The organism is Peribacillus sp. TH27 (assembly GCF_016650915.1).
Lineage (GTDB): Bacteria > Bacillota > Bacilli > Bacillales > DSM-1321 > Peribacillus > Peribacillus butanolivorans.
Genome location: NZ_JAEKEV010000002.1, coordinates 2406985 through 2427109 on the forward strand (window position 1 = coordinate 2406985; position 20125 = coordinate 2427109).

The 20125-nt window shown below is 36.5% G+C and carries 20 protein-coding genes and 1 pseudogene; 6 read left to right on the forward strand and 15 right to left on the reverse strand.

The features are described from left to right. Positions 1 to 176: 176 nt before the first annotated feature. From JFU24_RS13105 to JFU24_RS13135, 7 genes are all read right to left on the reverse strand, one after another. On the reverse strand, positions 177 to 467 hold the full coding sequence (locus JFU24_RS13105; RefSeq protein ID WP_201222184.1) for a DUF3817 domain-containing protein: 291 nt from the start codon (positions 465 to 467) through the stop codon (positions 177 to 179). Between the two features lie 307 nt (positions 468 to 774). Further along, positions 775 to 1458, reverse strand: a complete 684-nt coding sequence (locus JFU24_RS13110; protein ID WP_201250054.1) for an RraA family protein — start codon at positions 1456 to 1458, stop codon at positions 775 to 777. A 74-nt stretch (positions 1459 to 1532) separates the two neighbouring features. Continuing rightward, positions 1533 to 2831, reverse strand: coding sequence for a CitMHS family transporter (locus JFU24_RS13115; protein WP_201250055.1), 1299 nt, complete (start codon positions 2829 to 2831; stop codon positions 1533 to 1535). 158 nt (positions 2832 to 2989) lie between these two features. Continuing rightward, positions 2990 to 3943 (reverse strand): hydroxymethylglutaryl-CoA lyase, encoded by a 954-nt coding sequence (locus JFU24_RS13120; protein ID WP_201250056.1) that lies wholly within the window; start codon positions 3941 to 3943, stop codon positions 2990 to 2992. 1 nt (position 3944) lies between these two features. After that, positions 3945 to 5153, reverse strand: a complete 1209-nt coding sequence (locus JFU24_RS13125; protein WP_201250057.1) for a CaiB/BaiF CoA transferase family protein — start codon at positions 5151 to 5153, stop codon at positions 3945 to 3947. Between the two features lie 275 nt (positions 5154 to 5428). Beyond that, complete coding sequence (locus tag JFU24_RS13130) at positions 5429 to 6205, reverse strand: IclR family transcriptional regulator (RefSeq protein ID WP_201250058.1); 777 nt, start codon at positions 6203 to 6205, stop codon at positions 5429 to 5431. A 258-nt stretch (positions 6206 to 6463) separates the two neighbouring features. Further along, on the reverse strand, positions 6464 to 7528 hold the full coding sequence (locus JFU24_RS13135) for a C45 family autoproteolytic acyltransferase/hydolase (protein ID WP_201250059.1): 1065 nt from the start codon (positions 7526 to 7528) through the stop codon (positions 6464 to 6466). A 1076-nt stretch (positions 7529 to 8604) separates the two neighbouring features. On the opposite strand from JFU24_RS13135, the gene JFU24_RS13140 reads away from it, so the two are divergent. The 5 genes and pseudogenes from JFU24_RS13140 to JFU24_RS13165 all read left to right on the forward strand — a co-directional run bounded on the left by JFU24_RS13140 (position 8605) and on the right by JFU24_RS13165 (position 12601). Further along, on the forward strand, positions 8605 to 9036 hold the full coding sequence (locus JFU24_RS13140) for a hypothetical protein (protein WP_201250060.1): 432 nt from the start codon (positions 8605 to 8607) through the stop codon (positions 9034 to 9036). 1162 nt (positions 9037 to 10198) lie between these two features. Beyond that, positions 10199 to 10573: pseudogene (locus JFU24_RS30295) on the forward strand (hypothetical protein); the annotation flags it as partial. Positions 10574 to 10891: 318 nt separating this feature from the next. Beyond that, positions 10892 to 11314: a hypothetical protein gene (locus JFU24_RS13155; protein WP_201250063.1), complete on the forward strand. Its 423-nt coding sequence runs from the start codon at positions 10892 to 10894 to the stop codon at positions 11312 to 11314. A gap of 97 nt (positions 11315 to 11411) precedes the next feature. After that, positions 11412 to 11963 (forward strand): VanZ family protein, encoded by a 552-nt coding sequence (locus JFU24_RS13160; protein ID WP_207203207.1) that lies wholly within the window; start codon positions 11412 to 11414, stop codon positions 11961 to 11963. 128 nt (positions 11964 to 12091) lie between these two features. Next, positions 12092 to 12601 (forward strand): pyridoxal-phosphate dependent enzyme, encoded by a 510-nt coding sequence (locus JFU24_RS13165; protein ID WP_342214747.1) that lies wholly within the window; start codon positions 12092 to 12094, stop codon positions 12599 to 12601. Positions 12602 to 12682: 81 nt separating this feature from the next. Here JFU24_RS13165 and JFU24_RS13170 read toward each other — a convergent pair whose 3' ends face one another. The 5 genes from JFU24_RS13170 to JFU24_RS13185 all read right to left on the reverse strand — a co-directional run bounded on the left by JFU24_RS13170 (position 12683) and on the right by JFU24_RS13185 (position 14366). Then, positions 12683 to 13015 carry a peptidoglycan-binding protein gene (locus tag JFU24_RS13170; protein WP_201250064.1) on the reverse strand — a complete coding sequence of 111 codons (333 nt, stop codon included), beginning with the start codon at positions 13013 to 13015 and terminating at the stop codon, positions 12683 to 12685. Between the two features lie 93 nt (positions 13016 to 13108). Beyond that, positions 13109 to 13810 carry a LysM peptidoglycan-binding domain-containing protein gene (locus JFU24_RS13175; protein ID WP_201250065.1) on the reverse strand — a complete coding sequence of 234 codons (702 nt, stop codon included), beginning with the start codon at positions 13808 to 13810 and terminating at the stop codon, positions 13109 to 13111. A gap of 49 nt (positions 13811 to 13859) precedes the next feature. Beyond that, the gene (locus JFU24_RS30300) at positions 13860 to 13937 is read right to left on the reverse strand and encodes a hypothetical protein (RefSeq protein WP_342214748.1); all 78 of its coding nucleotides are present in this window, start codon (positions 13935 to 13937) and stop codon (positions 13860 to 13862) included. Beyond that, a complete protein-coding gene (locus JFU24_RS13180; protein WP_242485336.1) occupies positions 13916 to 14062 on the reverse strand; it encodes a hypothetical protein in 147 nt (48 codons plus the stop codon). Before JFU24_RS13180 ends, JFU24_RS30300 begins: the two co-directional genes overlap by 22 nt. 1 nt (position 14063) lies before the next feature. Beyond that, entirely contained in the window at positions 14064 to 14366 is a 303-nt protein-coding gene (locus JFU24_RS13185; protein ID WP_201250066.1) for a hypothetical protein, read from the reverse strand. Between the two features lie 144 nt (positions 14367 to 14510). Between JFU24_RS13185 and JFU24_RS13190 the strand changes: the two genes are divergently transcribed. Further along, positions 14511 to 15902 (forward strand): hypothetical protein, encoded by a 1392-nt coding sequence (locus tag JFU24_RS13190; RefSeq protein WP_201222199.1) that lies wholly within the window; start codon positions 14511 to 14513, stop codon positions 15900 to 15902. A 193-nt stretch (positions 15903 to 16095) separates the two neighbouring features. Here JFU24_RS13190 and JFU24_RS13195 read toward each other — a convergent pair whose 3' ends face one another. The 3 genes from JFU24_RS13195 to JFU24_RS13205 all read right to left on the reverse strand — a co-directional run bounded on the left by JFU24_RS13195 (position 16096) and on the right by JFU24_RS13205 (position 20110). Further along, on the reverse strand, positions 16096 to 17517 hold the full coding sequence (locus JFU24_RS13195; protein ID WP_201250067.1) for an amino acid permease: 1422 nt from the start codon (positions 17515 to 17517) through the stop codon (positions 16096 to 16098). A gap of 49 nt (positions 17518 to 17566) precedes the next feature. Beyond that, positions 17567 to 18328, reverse strand: coding sequence for a dimethylarginine dimethylaminohydrolase family protein (locus JFU24_RS13200; RefSeq protein ID WP_201250068.1), 762 nt, complete (start codon positions 18326 to 18328; stop codon positions 17567 to 17569). Positions 18329 to 18493: 165 nt separating this feature from the next. Beyond that, positions 18494 to 20110, reverse strand: a complete 1617-nt coding sequence (locus JFU24_RS13205) for a M20/M25/M40 family metallo-hydrolase (protein WP_201250069.1) — start codon at positions 20108 to 20110, stop codon at positions 18494 to 18496. Positions 20111 to 20125 lie beyond the last annotated feature (15 nt).

Sequence of the window (20125 nt, forward strand, 5' to 3'; positions counted from 1 at the left end):
AGAATCTCAAGAAGTGAAAAAGCAACTTGCAGCCAATTAACAAAAATGTGGTGGCAATTTTGGAAATAACAAAAAGAGTAGCTATGCATTCAAGCTACTCTATCACGTAATTTTTTAATCCAATATGCCATCAAAAAGTCATTTGTTTTGATATAAATTGAATGTTTCTTTATTATTTAGCTTTGCTTCAATAGTTTTCGATCAATAACAAAATTCCCAAACGGGATAAAAGAAACGATGAAGATCATCGCCATTTTTATAAATGACCATTTTGATTTAATGCTCACATAAAGTAGTAAAAGTCCGAACACGACAAATAGGAAACCATGAATGCTGCCTAAAATGAGTGTTGCTTCTCCAATATCCAATATGTACTTAAAGGGCATACCAATAGCCAGCAATAGAACATATGAGATTCCCTCAATTATTGTAATAAACCTAAACCATCCAAGAGCTGTAGAAAACACTTGTTCATCCCCCTACTTTTTTTACAAGTACAAATTGATAGGAACGGTTCACATGAAAGGTTTCTATCTACTTGCTACTTTAATTTTCCAGTCTATTTCTCTATCATATTATATTGCAAGCCGCTCCACTAATAAATAGTATCCATGATTTCTTAGGTCTAGAATAAACAAACAAAGCCCAGTCCAAAGACTGAGCCTAAGTGTTTTCTAACAGCTTCAAAAGAAGCTTTCTAATCGGACTAGTTTAAATGAAAAACCCGATCTCCACTTCTAGTGTTTGTACCGCAAAATACTCCCCATTAACAATTTAAAATTTTTCTGCTTTATTTTTTAACCAAGAAGGCTCAATAGTTCTTTCTGGATCACCTTCTTTACTTTTTCGAGTATATTCTGAGATTTCTCTGAGGCGCTTTTGCTCATAAGCTAACTTTTTCTCTGCCTTGGCAAATACATCTTCAATAGTTTCCTTTGAAACAACAACTACACCATCTTCATCACCAATGATTAAATCACCGGGGTGAACAGTTACACCACCACACGAGATAGTTGTATTACATTCCCCAGGTCCATCTTTAAATGGTCCGCTAGGCGTGAATCCCTTTGCAAAAACTGGAAATCCCAATTTACAAAGAGCCTCTTTATCACGAACTAATCCATCAATTACAATACCCTCAAGTCCGACTGCATTTGCAGCTCCAGCCATTAACTCCCCTAAATAGGCATTTGCTTTGTGGTCTTTTCCATCTACGACTAATACAAAGCCTTCTCTTCCAGAATAGATGGTTTGATGAAGAATTAAATTATCTCCCGCTCTCATATTAACAGTCATAGCTGTTGCTACCACTTTCATTCCAGATGCCACAGGCTTTATCTTATAATCCATTACACCGGTACAATCCATCGCATCTGCTATAAGGGTCGTACTTAATGCTTTAGCCCTCTCTATGATTGATACAGGTAAAAGAGCAGGAACTGAGTCCAATCTAGTCATATGTTTACACCCCATTTCGTTATTTACTCGAATGAAAATGATAGTTTCTTTCAAATCGACAACTGATTACATAACTAAATTGATAATGCACCAAAAAAGATAGCTGTAATAATCATAACCAGAGCTGTTCCAACAGCGTATTTAAATGAAAATTTAATATGCTCTCTAAACTCAATACCAACAAGCCCGATTAATACGTAAACGGAACCGACCAAAGGACTTAATAAATGTAAAGGCTGCCCTAATAACGATGCTTGGGCAATCTCAAGTTTATCAATACCGAATCCCGCAGCTGTCTCAGCAATAATTGGAATTATACCAAAATAATAAGGATCATTCGCCATTACAAAAGTGAATGGCATACTTGTTAGTCCTACGATAACTGGCAATTGTGGACCTAAAAAGTCAGGAATTACTTTGACCAAAGATGAGGCCATTGCATCAACCATTTCCGTTCCCTCCAAAATACCTGCGAAAATACCTGCAGCAAAAATCAAGGAAGTAACAGTTAGAATATTTCCTGCATGTGCTTCAATTCTTTTCTGTTGATCTTTTAAATTAGGGTAGTTCACGACTATGACAATGACAAAGCCAATCATAAATAGGGCTGGGAGTGGCAAAATGGCTTTAACTAATGCAAAAATTAATAGTAGTGTAAGTATTATGTTGAACCAATACAATTTTGGTTTTTTTAATGATTGAACAGCCTCGTCCTCGATTGATGCGGCTATTTCCACTTCGGCTTCCGTTTTATTGCCATATACACCTAATCTTTTACGTTCTCTTAAGCCAAAAAATACACCAAGCCCAATTACATATAATGCCCCAGCAATGATAGATGGAATAATTGGTCCAAGTAGTTCCATTGCATCGTAACCAAATATAGACATAACCCTCGCAGTTGGCCCACCCCAAGGAAGGACATTCATAATTCCCATTGACATTGCGGGGAGACAAGCAAGTATTAGCTTATTCATCCCTAATCTCTCGTATAATGGCAATAATGCCGTAACAACAATTAGGTATGTGATCGTTCCATCTCCGTCTAATCCTACCAACAAAGACAAAACTGCAGTAGTAACTGAAATTTTTAACGGATCCCCTTTTGATATTTTCACCATTCTGTTCACCAAAGGATCAAACATACCTGCATCTATTAGTATCCCAAAATATAAAATGGCAAATGTAACCATAATTGCTGTTGGTGCAATAGTTCCAATTCCATCCATCATCATAGGGCCTAGGTCAGTGAATCCACCAATTAGTGCAAAAATGACTGGAATGATAATCAGGGCATTAAGAGCACTTAAACGCTTACTCATAATTAAATACATAAAAACAACAATCATCATAAATCCTAAAATTGATAACATAAATACCTCCCCTTTATTTGAATGCGTTTTCATTTCATGTTTGGCAATAGAATAGCGCTTTCTAATTCATACTTGTTCAGATTAATTGGAACAATTTTCGATTCTAAATATTACCCTTTGAAGTTTTTTAAGGGATTCGCATGAATCCCTTTTCGTTCTCATCCCAGTTTTATTTGATTTTTAGGTTTAGCGTGCAGCCTACTATTTGGACCTGCCTTAAGAATAAAGCTTCCACCATCATGCCCAATTGTATTTTTGATATCCCTAGCAACATCGAGTAATGAGTCAAGATTAATTCCTGTCTGAATTCCCATCTCATGAAAAGCATGAGTGAGATCCTCAGTGGGTATATTTCCAGCAGCGTTAGGAGCATAAGGGCATCCACCCAATCCCGTGGTAGAACTATCAAAGTCTGTAACTCCTTGCTCCAACGCTGCAACTGCATTAGCTAATGCCATCCCTCTTGTATTGTGTAAGTGCAAAGTGAACTTGAAACTAGGGAATAATTTTCTTAAAATACTTAACATTTCAGAAACCTGCTTTGGATTTCCCATTCCAACCGTATCTGCTAATGAAACCTCGGTAACCCCCATATTTTTATATCCTTCAAGAATTGATACGATCTTTTCCAAAGGTACCTTTCCTTCATAAGGACAACCAAATGCTACCGCAATTGAACCTCCAACTTCTACACCATATTTTCTAGCAAGTTCTACAATAGGCAAATGATCCTTTTGTGCTTCACTAACTAAACAGTTAGAATTGGATAGGCTATGCGAGTCTGTAGCCGATAATAATATTTTAATTTTTTTCATTCCTGAATTAATAGCACGTTCTGCACCGCGCAGGTTAGGAACCAGCGCCCGAAACTTCACTCCATCTAAATCCTGAACCTGTTTTACAACCTCTTCAGCATCTTTTAATTGGGGTATTGCTCGAGGATGAACAAATGATGTAACTTCAATGTGTTTGATTCCTGTACTTGTCAGGCTACGAATAATACGAACCTTTTCCTCTGTAGGTATCCATTTGTCTTCCATTTGAAAACCATCTCGTGGCAGGACTTCCCATATATTCACTTGTTCGGGTACAAAATTTTTTTTATTTTGCATGTTAAATTATCCCCTTTTCCTTCAAACTTGTTAATTCCTCTTCAGATATACCAAGTTGTTCACTATATACCTGCTTGTTATGCTCTCCCAGTTCCGGTGCACGATGACGGATACGCCCAGGTGTTTCTGAAAACTTTGGCACGATGCCGGGAACTTTAACTTTGCCTAACCGAGGATGATCAACTTCCAAAATATTTTCTCTAGCTTGATAATGAGGATCTTCGAAGATATCTTTTATGCTTAATATAGGAGAAATGGGAACACCAAACTCATCCATTGTCTTCAAAAGTTCTTGTTTATTTAGAGATTTCATAAAAGTCATAACAAGTTCTTGAAGGATGTCATTGTTATTCATTCGTGCTTGGTTTGTTAAATAATCAGGATTTCCTATCAAATCCGTCCGATCCATAGCTTGAGCCAAACGTTCCCATGTTTTTTGTGTACTGCATACCATGACAACCCAATGTCCGTCTTTTGTTTGGTAAGTACCCGAAGGGCTTGAATGACCGTGAAGCATAGGTGCTCTCTCGCGTACTTTTCCGAGCTGATCATGTTCAGCAATTAAGAAATCCATCATCCTGAACATCCCTTCGTATAGTCCCATCTCAACGATTTGACCTTTTTCTTTACTCGATGTTTCACGATGAAGGAGAGCGCTTACAGTTCCAAAAGCAATATATATGCCAGATATATAATCGAGTAATGAAAATGAAGGGCTTACTGGGTGTCGGTCCTCAAATCCCTGTAGGTAGGTATATCCCGAAAATGCAGTACTAGGCGTTCCGAATCCTGCCTTTTCTGCATATGGCCCTGTCTGCCCATAACCAGATTGCCTAGTCATAATGAGACGGGGATTCACTTCCCTCAGCACATCATATCCTAGTCCCCATTTTTCCATGGTTCCAGGCCTGAAATTTTCTATTAATACATCTGCGGTTCTAATTAATTTTTTAAATATCTCCTTGCCCTCTTTAGTGCGAATGTCTAATGTTACAGACTGTTTATTACGTGCAAGCCCTGGCCACCTTAACGGTTCAGATTCTTTCCAAGGTCCCAGTCCACGCAAAGGATCCCCTTTATCTGGAAGTTCTATTTTAATAACTTCGGCTCCCAGGTCTGCTAGTAAAGTGGCTGCAAAAGGAGCTGCAATCACAGTAGATGCATCAATAACACGAATTCCTGTCAAAGGTCCATTTGTAGGATTATCCATAGTAATTACTTCCTCCTTGATGTTTTATTTCAGTATTACTGTTGCTAGACGCAATGGAAATATGAAATGTTCCTATCATCGATTACTATTAAACTGATTTAAGTTTCATTAGACGGAACAATAAATTCCATCTAACAGAACTTTATGTGTTGATTATAACAAAGCACTTTTTAGATGTCACTATAAAAATTATAAAATTCTGTTTTTTTAAAAGGTTAAAAATAAAAGACAGCGCCAGTGAGGCGCTGCCTAGTAATAGGATGGGTGTATCTTTTCTAAAATGAATGATTTTCTTTTGGATTACTAAAACATTCGGAAATTTTCAAGGCAATTGTCTTCACTTCATTTTTTATAGCATTCATACTTTCTTCCGTAAATCGTGTACTCGGGCCCGATACGCATAGACAAAAATTCACTTCTCGATCTAATCCAAAGATAGGTGATGCAACTGAATTAACCCCTGCTCCCCTCTCATCTAAACTTATTGAAATAGATTCTTTTTGAATGATCGGCAATTCATTTGTAAGACTTATGCGTAACCTTTCTGAATCTAAATCATTTAATGTGGATTCAATAAACGATGGAGACTGAAAAGCTAATAACACCTTTCCCCCTGAACCAATCTCCAACGAAAGTATCTCCCCAATACTTACAACATGACGGATTGATTGATTGCTCCCGTATCGCGCAATACACCTTCGTTTTTTATTCTCCAGCATATATAAACTTACTGATTCTCCAATTTCATTTCTCAACTTCTTCATGAATGGTTTTGCAATTTCTGTTATATCAAATGAGATGGTATTTTCTGCAATACGACCAAATTGATACATTTTGTAGCCAAACTGGTATTTTGAATTTGAGAATTTTTTTTGAAGAAGACCGTTATGTACCAAAGTATCTATTAACCTGGAAGTTGTTGATTTTGCCAAATTAATTTTATTCGAGATCTCTGTCAGAGTTAATTCAGATTCTTCCATAGTAAAGCAGTTCATTATGTTAATTGAGCGTTGAACTGTTCGTGATCCTTTCGAGCTTTCATTTTCATCCATTATAAATGCCCCCAATTACGAGTATTTAATTCCAAATCCTTTCCAATTCTGTTTAAAAATGATTACTGTTCCTTTAACGATACGTAAATAATTTTCAAGATTACATAAGCCTTACTTACCGTTTAAAACCAAATCCTGTCTCTACAGCAATCACTGTTTTTGTCCATTTAATTCTCTAATCATAAAAATTCCCAGTCTTCAGCTTTGTCACAACACTCAAGACTCAAGCTATATTATCTTAATTTCCAAAGGGAGCGATCAATTCCGAAACCAATTTGCCCCCTCATCCATATGTACAAATGGAATATCCGTATCAATTACACCTCTAATTCGGTCTAACTCAACATCTTCTCCTTCGAGCCATTTCGCAAAATCTATTGAAGTAGGTTCCTGGTTCCCTCCCAAGGCCATCCAAGCTTTCATGTCCTTAGGTAAATAAGCGGATGTATGAATCGTTCCTGCCCAGCTGCTATATAAATCTGAGAAGACACCTTGGTTGGTATCATTAAACAATCTATAAGCATCGTAGGCAGATGAAAGTTTTCCTTCATGATCTTGTATAATTTCCAATCGGCGTTTTGAATCTATAAGATGGTTACGATTTTCATTTTTCATGATTTCAAAGTGATTGGTACAGGCATTTGACCTGCGCACCTCTACATTTCTCGGAGAGGTTTCCACAATATAGGTATCACCACTTTTATCGTAGACAACGTAAGTGAATGAATGCCGATGTGGGATTTCCTTCAACATCGCGACCGCTTCCTGAACGTTCGCACAAGATTCTACAATCAATCTACCAATCATACAACAAATGAATCCATCTCCTGGATTCTTTCGATTCATAAAGTTATATCCAACCACTAGCCCTTTTTCATTCATGCCATCCATCCGTCCAGTCCCACGTTGACTTGGACCAATGCTAGCATAGCCCTGATCGGTTGGTTGAAATAGGACGTAGCGTCCCTCATATGTCTTTGGGTGGTAATCATAATTACGAATGAAATAATTCTCACCTGTCATAATGGAACATCCCGAACGAACATAATCCAATCGGTACCCTCCAAACTCCTGCAACACACGTTCAATTGGCCATTTCAGCGCTTCCTGCAAGCCAAGTAATTCTTCCCACACACCAGGGGCAAATTGTGTAATCGCTTTCTTGACCTCTTCTTCTTCAATCGTAAACCGCGGCTGCCTAATCTTCCACTGATCTTCACGATTTTTTAGCGTTAGTGAATCTTTTAACTCCTCACCTTGCATGTATCCAAACTCATAATGTGTACCCCGAAATTGTATAATATTACTATATATTTGTTTCACGACTTATCCCTCATTTACAGTAATGGCCATTCAAATTAAGGATACTTGATGTATTGTTGAAAATAAAGAAGATAAGCCTTTAAATTTATGAAACAACTTACTAGGGCCTGTTCTGCTCACCGTTGTTTTATGGGCCATTTAATCTGGGCTTGGCGTGATGATGGCTTGCAAAAGAATTTATTCAAACGAAATGGCAATGTTGGCTTTTGATGTAGATTAAACATCTGAATTTACTTCCTTAAATCCACAACATTCATAACTGGATAAATCCGATAAAATACCCTACAATTAGAAAGTTCTTTAGGTCGTTAAATATTACATTTATCAGCCCCTCTCAAACGAGAAGGGCTTTTAAAAATTAGTCTTATTGTGCTGTAGCACGGTTCATACAATTTAAAATAGTCAATACAAACTAAAAGGAATCAGCAATTTAGGCTGATTCCTTTTAGTAAGTTTTATCATCTTTTTTAGGGCTTGTTTTTTTAAAAGCTAAACCAATAGATAGCCCACAGCAACAAAAATAACGGCAATTAATGCAGGAAAAAAGATGTTACATATTTACCATCCCTTTTTTATTTAATCTCTTCCCAATTGTTTATGATTTAGAACAAACCCTGCAATAAGTCTCTTATTACCAATAAACCCCTTTACTTATTCTTAATATATTAATTAGCGCAACTATAATCAAAAAAATACTTGTAGATAACCCTAAGACTCTCCACTTCTTAACATTCTCCAAATTAAAAAATGTTTTTTTTAACACATAGAGAGCTAATGTTATTAAATACATCTGACTAAATATCTGATTAAACCCCATTGGAATAGCTAATACAAGCGTTATTAAAATAAAACATTTGTCTTCCCAGTGTATTTTTTTCAAAAAATCGCTCCTTATCTGTTTGAAATATTCAATATATCTCTAGGTACTTTATTTCAAATAAAAAAATTATATTTTTAAATTCTTGTGATATTATAGTACTAGTTATAATTAATATATTTTACCAACTAAGGTTGGATGTGTAAAATTAGAAAGTTTTTGTCGCAAATTATAGTTTTCGCTTTAGTAATTAATAGTTTTGCGAGCATTTGCATCAGCAAACGAAGGAGCAATCCAAACTGATAAGGCACAAGTAACACAAATGGGGAAGATGAATTTGATAACATTAGTGAGAATAGGTATCTTTTTATTATTTTCTGGTCTTATGATTTTTGATTATTTCCCGAATATCGTCTTCAATGACATGTCTAAGACTACAATGACAATTGGAATTATCGGAGTAGTGATTATCTATATGGTAATTAATCGAAAGACTGATGAAGATAACGAAAAAAACTCATTTATAGGAGAAGCAGCATTTATTCTCTATACTTTAGTGCTAATAGGAGTATTAACATTAATGGGAGGGAAATCTACTGTAGGAATCTCATTAAATAATCCTATTTTATGGTTTGTTTTATTATTGACTATATTTGAAATGACATTAAGATATAGGAAAATTAATGCTTAGTAAATTCATTTGCTATTGAAGTAATAAGGCAGCCAATATGGCTGTCTTATTTATCGTCCCAAATGCCAAAATTCCACAAGTTTATCAGCGTCAATATTTAAGATGATTTGCCTTATCTATACGAATAACCGTCTCTGACAATGCAGTCCTACGCTGGTCACTAGCTTTAAAGTCAATCCTAATTGAATCAACAAATTGACCAATATTGTCTAGCTTTGTTTTAATGATAGCCGATTCTGCAACATTGCTTTTAATATCAATTTTTCTATTTCTTTAGCCATCCCAAAACAGCCCCTATATCCTTCCACAGTAAACCAAATGTTTTATATTTATCATCAATCTTAATTCTTAATTATGGGTTATATGGAATTAAGATTGATTTTGAAAAGAATTCAAAAGTCCACTTTTTATGAAAAAGATAATAATTCTTACTTATGAAATACATAGAAGGAGATTTTTGTGTTCAAGTTTGTAAAAATATTTTTTGTTATACTTCTTTATTGGTATGTTGTACGGTACCAGAAAAAGTCCCCCGGCGGATTTGTAAAAAGGTTATTATGGAATATATTGATTTCAGCAATCGTAGATAAGAGGGAAAAACAAATGATGTATTTTGCACAGAGAATAATAATTTTTAGCATCACGCTAGCACTAATCATTTTCATGTTACTTGTTCTGAAGGGCAAAAATCTTATAAAATATGAAAGGTTTTTGTATTTCACTGGGTTAATTACAATTATTTGTATAGCTATATCTCCAACACTTACAGTAATTTATCCAGCATTATATACATTGTTAGTTTTACTAGTTTGTATTTCTTTAATAAGAAAAGAAGTAAAAAAATCAACAAAGTATATAAAGATTCTTTCTGCTATAAATATACTGAGTATAATCATTGTACAATTTATCCTTTTCTAATTTTCAAATAAGTATCAAACCAATAATACTTTAAATAACAAAAAACCCCTTCTCATTGAGAGGGGATTTTTTTGTTATCAACTTATTTTACGCGCAGCTTTTGCCCAACCAAGATTGTATAGCGACTATCAAGTTTATTCCAGTCCTTTACTTGTATAATTGTGCTCCCGTATTTTTTAGCAAGAGCAGTTATTGTGTCGCCTTTCACAACTGTGTGATAAGTAGCTTTTAATCCACTTACAACAAGCATGTAGCCCTCATTTGTATAGTTGGAATTTTCCTTTTGGCTTTAGTTGCTACTGGCAGTTTAGCTTCATCCATTAGCGGTATATTTAACAGCTTCATTTTCGCAATCACAGAATTAATGTCCACGATTATAATTATTTCAATCATAGTTGCCATGAGCACGGTTTTAACAAAGTCTGGAATTAATGATGTCATGATCGCACCATTTGCTAAATTCATTAAAAATCCTACACTTGCCTTTTGGATAATCGGAATCGTCATGATGATTATATCCTGGTTTTTCTGGCCCTCGCCGGCTGTTGCCTTACTTGGGGCGGTTATGCTCCCCGTTGCATTACGGGCTGGTTTACCTGCTCTCGGTGTGGCGATGGCCAACATAGGAATCTTTATTAATGAAATGGACAAGTTGGAATTTTTATGATGTTTTGCTCTTAAGCCATAATTCATATATTTTTCGTTCTAGTGTTTTAGATACAAAGTATGATTGCAAATATTTCTTCCTATAATTTATTTATATATATGATTTATTTAAATACTCTTTTTTTATGTATTTCCCTCGCCTAATAATTATTAGATAATTACAAATTTGGTAATATTTATTAACAAATCCATATCTTCATGTTACTATTGTCCCTGTTAACATTTTTGGGAATATGTGGCCGCATATTAAATAATTCAAAAGGATGTCATTATGAAGACTAAATTATTTTCATTTGCAGTAATATGTTTATTATCATTTATAATAGCAATACCATCTTTTGCTTTTGCAGCAACTAACGCTTATAGTTTTACAATGGATCTTCGTATGGTTGATGGAAGTAAAAACGGTCAATACTTTGATTTAAATAAAGGTACTGCAAAATTAAGTGGTACACATTATCAATATAGTTCTGAACCAAGTCCTACAGGTCCTAACCAGATAACTTATCAATTATGGAATAAGTCCTCAGGTAACAGCTTTGGTACGATAAAAGCCACACCTAATAAAAATGGTACTTCTTCAAGTGTGTCAGGTAGTTATTCTGGTCTAGGTGGGGGCACTAAGTATTATCTACAAATTTTTAGAGTTGATGACGGTAGAAATATTAAAGGTTCAGGTAAAGTATCAAATTAAACAATTGGAAAGAACTTATAAAGAATTATAAGTTCTTTCTTTTTAATAATATTTTTATGATGTTAGGAGAATATAAAATGGTTTATCATTTCAGTGGTTGGATTCTTTACAGTTTTATAATTTTATATTTCATTTTGGCACTTATTCTAAAATTAAAATTCAAAAAAATTATACCTATTTATTATTCTATACAATTATATATATTTATTTATGTAATGTTATCAACCTCACTCAATTTCCTATTTATGTAGATAATGATCAAAGAGAAGCATTTGGGGGACAAAATGTTTGGAGAGAAATGAATTTTATTCCGTTTAAATATGAATTTACTAAATTGAGTTTTTATAATATTTTAATGACTGTACCACTAGGTTTTGGATTACCTTTCTTAATTAAAGCCTCATTCAAGAAAATATTTATAGTAGGTTTATTAACAGGACTAATTTTCGAATCTTGTCAGCTACTAACAGCTTTATATGCGGGATATACTTTTAGATTTGTTGATATTGATGATATAATTTTTAATCTTTCTGGCACATTAATAGGATATTTAATATTTTTTAAACTATTTAAATTAACGTTTAAACTCCTTGTAAATAAGTGGAATATAAAGTTTAATTCCATAGTTAAACATATCTATAATGCATAACCATATATCCTGTGTTATTAGTGAGACTCTTCGACTGCTTAACGCGATTCCCCGCCAGGAACGTTATAAAGTTGATGGTCTCTATTTTTTGTTTTCTATTTTCGGAACATTTTACTCAGTAATTTAGCATTTCGTGCAGCCAATTTAACCATGTTGGGAATATACATGCTCACGAATATCACACGGGCGAAGAAATGTGGAGACAAACAAATGGAGAAATAGATATTTTTCTTGATTTTGCAGGTTCTGGCGGTACTTTTACAGGATGTGCAAAAACTCTAAAAAAGTATAATCTCGATATTCGATGTTATTTAGTTGAACCATATTCTACTCCATTCTACTCTGGTAAACCTCTAATTAATCCAAATCATAAGATTCAAGGGGGGGGGGGATATTTAATGAACTTGCCTCTTCTGGACAAAGATTTAGTTACAAACTACATTCATATTACCGATGAAGAAGCTACACAAGTTGTAAGAGATTTAGCAAAAAAAGAAGGAATATTTGCAGGATTTTCTTCAGGAGCGAATGTTGCTGCTGCATTAAAACTATTGAAAAAGGAAGAATATGGGGCAAATATCGTATTAACTATAAATGATTCTGGTCTTAAATATCTAAGTACCGATCTGTATGAATAAATGATTTGTTTTACCCTTCGTTCTAATTTTCCCTACTTCAACAAAAAAATAGCCCCTACTCAATACGAGTAAGGGCTTTGATTATGCTGCAAACAATTTAGTGAAGGTAGCTTTACCTGCCTTCTTATCTGCCGTTATCTTTTTAGCTTTCTGGAATTTATTTAATGTCGACTCTGTACCTTTTCCGAAGATAGAATCAAGTGATTCAGGATTATAACCTTCAGTGTATAGTGCAGCCTGTAGGATCCATGTTAGATTGCCTTTTGCACCTTTTTTAACAGTGACAATTGCATCCTTAGTCTTAGCTCCCCATTTCCCATCCACAACAAGCTTTTTATTGAACTGCTTATTAAGTTCTGTTTGCAGGGCTTTAATAAGTGCTGATTTTGTTTTAGGTCCATTAAGTCCATCCACAGTGAGACCAGCTTTATAACGGCTATTTAACGTTTTCTGAATCGACTTAATTACTTCATCCCCACTACTCGAAGGTTTGGTGTCTTCTTTATTTTAAGCATTCCCAAAATTGATCTTCTGGCCTATTTTTAATTTAGCTGGATCTATACCAGGATTCGCTTTAATTAAATCTTCAACTTGAACACCACCAGTTCCGTCCTTATGTGCAATGCTCCACAAGGTATCACCTTCTTGGATGGTGTATGTGTCAGGTGCTGGAGACGGTATAACGGGAGTTGTTGATTCCTGCCATTTAATATGTTTACGATAATCATATACACGGCACGCTTTCCAGCTATAGCCCGGCATCTCACTGTGAGATGCATCATTTTTACCAATGTTGTCTTTTACAAGTGCAGAATGAAGGTCTGCAATAGATGCTATTGTTGCATCGTCCATTGTGTCGTAGCGATAATCCCCAGCAACACAAATACCTAGTGCAAATTGGTTACTATTCCCTACATGGTAGGTCCGGCGATCAATATCATGTGCATATACAATCCTAGCCCTTTTACCATTCGGTGTATTAATTAGATTCTTAGGCTCAATGATAAATGTATAACCTACCCCCGGCCAACCCAACGTATTTACATGGTAGTCCGCGAAACTTGCTGCATCAGATCCACCCAAATGTTTTTTTGTTAAGGAATGGTGCCATACACGGTGAGTGATTGTTTTCGTGCGCTTTGAATAAGTGCCCTTTGATTTTAGTTTCCCTCTCATATCGACTAATTGAGGAAGTTTAGTAAAATTCATTTTCCACGTCTCCTTTAAATTTAAAATAAAAAGCCACCCAATGGGCAGCTTATTTTAATCCTTCTTTCTTCAATACTTCTTCTTGTTTCTGTCCACTCTTAGTTACTAAGTATTGATTTTTATACACCCCGTATAAAGCTTTATCGTATCTTCATTGAACCATTCAACCTGATAACCGAGTGATTGAAAAAATAAAAGCAGTGCCCCTAGAGCACCGCCTATCAATGCCACATATTGTTTTGTTTTATCCAATTCAAATCTCTTCTTTATTTTCAATTTTATCAATGCAGTTATGTGCTTGTTTTGTGCTTTCATCTATACGAATAACGGTCTCTGACAATGCAGTCCAACGCTGGTCACTAGCTTTAAAGTCAATCCTAATTGAATCAACAAATTGATCAATATTTTCTAGCTTTGTTTTAATGATAGCCGATTCTGTAGCAGCATTTTTGACATTACTTTTGATATCGTTTTTTCTATTGCGGCTAAATGTTAACAAGCCCAGGACAGCCCCTGTTGCCGTACACAATAAACCGAATGACAAAATGTTCGCCAAGCATTCCTGTTGCTGCTTCTTGAACTCGATATTTTCATCATAAGTGAAAATAATGAAGATAAGCCCTTAAATTTATGAAACAACTCACCACCCCGATCTCCCCTCATAATCTGTAACTAGGCACATTTATGAGGGGGACGGATCATGGAGATGGAATTGACGGCACTCCATTGGATTTATGTTGTATTTATCGCATTGATAATCGGGTTTATGGTAAAACGTCGTGACACTACCCTCATTTGTATAGTTGGAATTTTCCTTTTGGCTTTAGTTGCTACTGGCAGTTTAGCTTCATCCATAAGCGGGATATTCAACAGCTTCATTTTCGCAATCACAGAATTAATGTCCACGATTTTAATTATTTCAATCATAGTTGCCATGAGCACGGTTTTAACAAAGTCTGGAATTAATGATGTCATGATCGCACCATTTGCTAAATTCATTAAAAATCCTACACTTGCCTTTTGGATAATCGGAATCGTCATGATGATTATATCCTGGTTTTTCTGGCCCTCACCGGCTGTTGCCTTACTTGGGGCGGTTATGCTCCCCGTTGCATTACGGGCTGGTTTACCTGCTCTCGGTGTGGCGATGGCGATGAACCTTTTTGGTCACGGAATAGCATTGTCAGGGGATTTCATCATTCAAGCTGCACCTAAACTGACGGCGGATGCCGCTTCGATACCAGTCGGTGATGTTATCGCTGCGAGCATTCCCCTTGTCATCACAATGGGCGTCGTCACCACCCTCTCCGCCTTTATCCTCTTGAAGCGGGATATGAAACTTGGAAGAATCAAGGCGGAGGATAATGAAGGTATCCTCCAAGATCAAACATTTAGTGAAGATCTGCTCACACTGGCACAAAAGAAGTTTTTTGCAGTCTTCATTCCGATCGCATTTCTGTTGGATGTTGTGGCATTATCGATTTTGAAGTTACAAGGGGGAGATGCAACCGCATTGGTTGGTGGTACTGCCGTTTTCATTTTGCTGATTTTATCCCTTGTCGCACATAAACAACAAGGACTTGAAAAATCAACGGCCTATTTAATTCAGGGATTTCAATTTGGATTCAAAGTATTCGGACCCGTCATTCCAATCGCTGCATTCTTCTATTTAGGTGATTCTGGCTTCAACCAAATCATCGGTGACTATTTACCAAAAACGTCTCTCGGCATCGTCAATGATCTCGGTGCCGCATTAGCGGCCTCAGTTCCTTTAACGAAAGAAATAGCCGCCGTTACATTAACGGGCATCGGTGCCATCACTGGCCTCGATGGGTCGGGGTTTTCAGGAATCTCTTTAGCAGGATCGGTTGCCAAACTATTTGGAACGGCCATTGGAAGCGGAACCGCCACCTTGACTGCACTTGGGCAAATAACTGCAATTTGGGTAGGCGGCGGAACCTTGATTCCTTGGGCACTCATCCCAGCCGCTGCAATATGTAATGTCAGTCCCTTCGAACTTGCACGCCGGAATCTGCTACCGGTAACCATTGGTTTAGTAGTCACAACAATAGTTGCGATGTTTCTCATATAACTTTTTATACAGCCAATGTGATTGGGTATTAAAAAACGAGAACAGTACTTGATGATCTAGATTTGAATGTGTGAAGTAATTTCCATATGAAAAAGGACTGAAAAAAAAGATCAGTCCTTTTTACATTTTAAATAAAAATCGAATTTTATCCTAATCCAGTAATCCAAGGAGATAATGCCCTGTAGATTCTAAACTACATTATTTTTTCATTACTACTATCAACATTTATTGTTGACTCTACTTTCTTAGCCAGTTTAAATTTATAGAATAATATACAGGCGATTAAAAATCCTATCCCATAAAATAATCCGACTCGTTGAGTAGAATCAAAAGCTAGAAATACTAGAATCAAAAAGCAAAATCCTAAACAAAACAATGGGACAAATGGATAAAATGGTACTTTATATTGTAACTCTTCCGTTTTCCCACCCGTTTTTAAAAACTTCCTTCGAAACATATATTGCGATAAAGCAATTCCCATCCATGAAATCGTGACGGAAATACCTGCGATTGACATAAGTAATACGAACACAGTATCAGCAGCAATAAAGCTGGTCAATAACGATAAGAGTGAAAAAGACATTGTAAAAAGAAGGGCATTCAACGGTACTTTTCTCTTAGACAAAATACCAAATATCTTAGGTGCCATTCCATCATGTGCCATCGACCAAAGTAAACGTGAAGATGCATAAAGACATGAATTTCCAACAGAAAGAATAGCTGTCAAAATAATAAAATTCATGATACCTGCTGCATAAGGGACCCCTGCAATCTTCATTAAAGTTACAAAAGGACTTTCTAATAGACCTAATTCAGAAGAAGGGAATATGGCAGAAAGAATAATAATGGACGCAATGTAGAATACAATGATTCTAAAAATTACATTTCGAATAGCTCTAGGTATGTTCTCTTCGGGATTTTCACTTTCCCCTGCTGCAATCCCTATTAGTTCTGAGCCTTGATAGGAAAATATTACATTCATCATTGTCACAAAGACAATTGCAATACCACCTGCTGGGAAAAGTCCAGAAGGAGCTAGATTCTCAAAGAATGGGGTTGGACGATCAGATAAGGAGACAAAGCCAAAGATGCCAGCGATTCCAATTAAGATAAACAAGATTACCGCAACGATTTTTATTCCAGCGAACCAATATTCCGCCTCTGCAAAACCTCTTGTCGTTAACGCATTCAATGTAAATAAAAGTACAATGAATACAGCACACCAAATCCAGATAGGAACATGAGGGAACCAGTGTTTCATCAATATTCCCGCTGCTGTAAACTCAACTCCTGCAGTTGCGGCTGAACCGACGAAATACATCCATCCGAGCGAAAAACCAGCGGAAGGTCCAATATATGTAGCAGCATATTTTTGGAATGAACCTGTAACCGGCATATGAACAGCTAGCTCGCCTAGACAGACCATTACCATATACAAAATAAGACCACCTGCTAAATAACCCACCAGAGCCCCTCCAGCCCCTGCTTGATTAATTGTATAGCCTGCATTTAAAAATAGGCCTGTCCCAATAACGCCACCAAGCGATAGCATAAATAAATGACGTCTTTTCATTGAGCGTTGCAGTTGTTCATTGTTTTCCAAACCATTCCCCATATTATCACGTCCTTTTCTTTGCTATTAATCCACCTTCTTCCTAACTAACTTAGAATCTTAATGAGAGACAACTAAGACCGCCATCTTGTTTTTGGAATTCTGACATCTCCACTTCAATCACAGTGTATCCAATATCTTCAATCTTTTTCTTTGTTCCCTCAAATCCTTTCGGGACAATAATGTAGTCGTTCATTCGGACGCAGTTACCCGAATATTCTTCGTCCTCTGTTACAACAATTTGATTATAGCTAGAAAAAGCTTCATGATTGATGAATTCTCCGGCCACTAATAAATTATTATCTCCTAGATAATTCACACCCGTTTTTAAATGAAAGAATTTCTTAAGAGGAATGATGGTCGTATCATAGCCATACTTACCCATAATATCTTTGAACTGCCGAGCACCTGCTTCATTTGTTCTTGAAGAAAGTCCAACATAGAAGCGATCTTCTGCCTGCATGACATCTCCGCCATCTAACATACCTGGAGATTGAATATACTCAATTGTGTCATAAAAGTCTTTTAAAACTTCTTTCATTTCAATAATCTCACCATTTCGGCTTTCTGCACCAGGATTCGTTACAAGGGCACATTTTGGCGTCAACACGGCGGTATCTTCTACAAACGTAGAATCAGAGTATGTTTCATCCGATTCGAGAACAGTCACTTTCACACCACAGCGTTTTAATGCTTCTATATAACCCTCGTGTTGTACAAGCGCTTTTTCATAATCCGGGTTTCCTAAATCCGATGTTGTTAAGCCATTTACATAACTTTTACCAATCTTTCGTACAATCGCATGTTTAAACATATTTATTCCTCCTAATATAGTTAACTTAATTTTTTTAAAATAGGGACAGTTAAACCATCTGAACCTTCCGGACCTATTGCACTTGTGCTCCAAACTGTACAAGCAGTTTTTTAGTTATTGGATTTTCGGCACCACTAACCTTGTAGAAACGATAGGACCCCTCTTTCACTTCTCAACCAAACTCTTAAACATACTCTTTATTAGTCTCTCCAGCATAACGGGCGTATGAACAAAGGCACTATCGATGTGAAGGCGCTCAGTACGCTGGTGTGCATCCTTGCCGAACGGACCCACATTGAGCACGGGTGCTTGAAGTTGAAGCATATCAGCGAAAGGAATGCTATAAGTATCGCCCCAGACTGGCGTATTCTTTTCAAAAGCAGTCCAGCCATCAGCCTCATCACTATATTGAACATAGCTTAAGTCGCAAAGACCATTAAAATAATGAATTTGGCTGACATCGTCATCAAACAAGCGGGCAGTTTCCTTTATTAATTTCACAGAATCAATGATAAGCGGATCATCGGACGTATTGACAGCAGGATAATATGGCGGTGCAAACATCAATGCAATGGCCGGCGCAAGCTCCTGACATTGAATCATCAGTTTATCAGCGATTCGCAGTGATTTTTCCCGCTCATCCCAATCCATGTTTCCTTGGACTTCACTCTTTATTTCCGCAACAAAATTTGCACCAAATTTCCCCTCGGCATAAGAAAGTAACTTTTCGTAGCGCAATACTTTTACTTCGCCTACACTTTCAATCTGTTCACGCCGGCAAACAGCTTTATATGATTCATTGCACATTATCGCTGCTTCCTGTGCAACCTGCTCGAATATATCCATAATTTCAGCAGCGCTTCTTTTCATAATGAAAACATTATAAAGGGCGGCTGCACGATAAGGAGTCTGTGTTGAATATTGTAATTTCAAATCTTTTTGCTGAAGCGAAACGGGTAAAGGTGTATCCTCTCCGAGATCACTTTCCTGAAACAGAGTGTTCCACTCCATGAGTTGAGTAAGGAACGAGGCAATATAGTTAGCTGTAATTCCCTTTAAAGGCTCACCAACGTGAGTTTCTTTTCCATAAAAAAGAGCAGCCGGCATGATTTTCCCCAACGTTCCAGAATAGATATAATGTCTATCATCTCCCGGTTTCTGTGAAAAAGATGGTTCACTGTTAAAAAACATTTTATAAGAAAGGTCATAATTATCACGCAAAGTCACAAGTTCTTTAACTGCAGCTCTCATTCCCGCTGAATTCACTTCCTCATCTGGGACGGTTAATAGCAGAAGATTGATAGACCATTGTTCGATACTTGCTTTTTCGATGAGAGCCATATGAAGGGCAAGTCCCATTTTCATATCCATCGTTCCTCTTCCAAACAAGTATTTTCCCGATTCAAGATCAATGCGAGCTTCTTCCGGTAAATTATCTTTTCGTTCATGAAGTTTTTTTGTGAGCTCCTCTGGTTGAAAAGCAAGAGTCTCAAGATCGCCGTATTCTTCAGTCTGGACCGTATCAAAATGGCTAATTAATACGACTGTCTCCTTGGCTTCAGGATGTTTGTAAAAGGCATTGACAAAGTTTCTCCCTAAATCAACTTCGTGAAGTGATAAGTTCTCTGGATTCCTTTTAAAATAATCAAGCTTACTTAATTTCTCTTGAACTTTATAAGGAAACATGCATTCCCCTTCAGTAAGAGTACGGCTTTCCCAGCTAACAAGTTCACATAATAAAGCACGAAGAGTTTCAGGTGTACCCCATAGTGATCGACTCATTGAAATCCCCCTTCC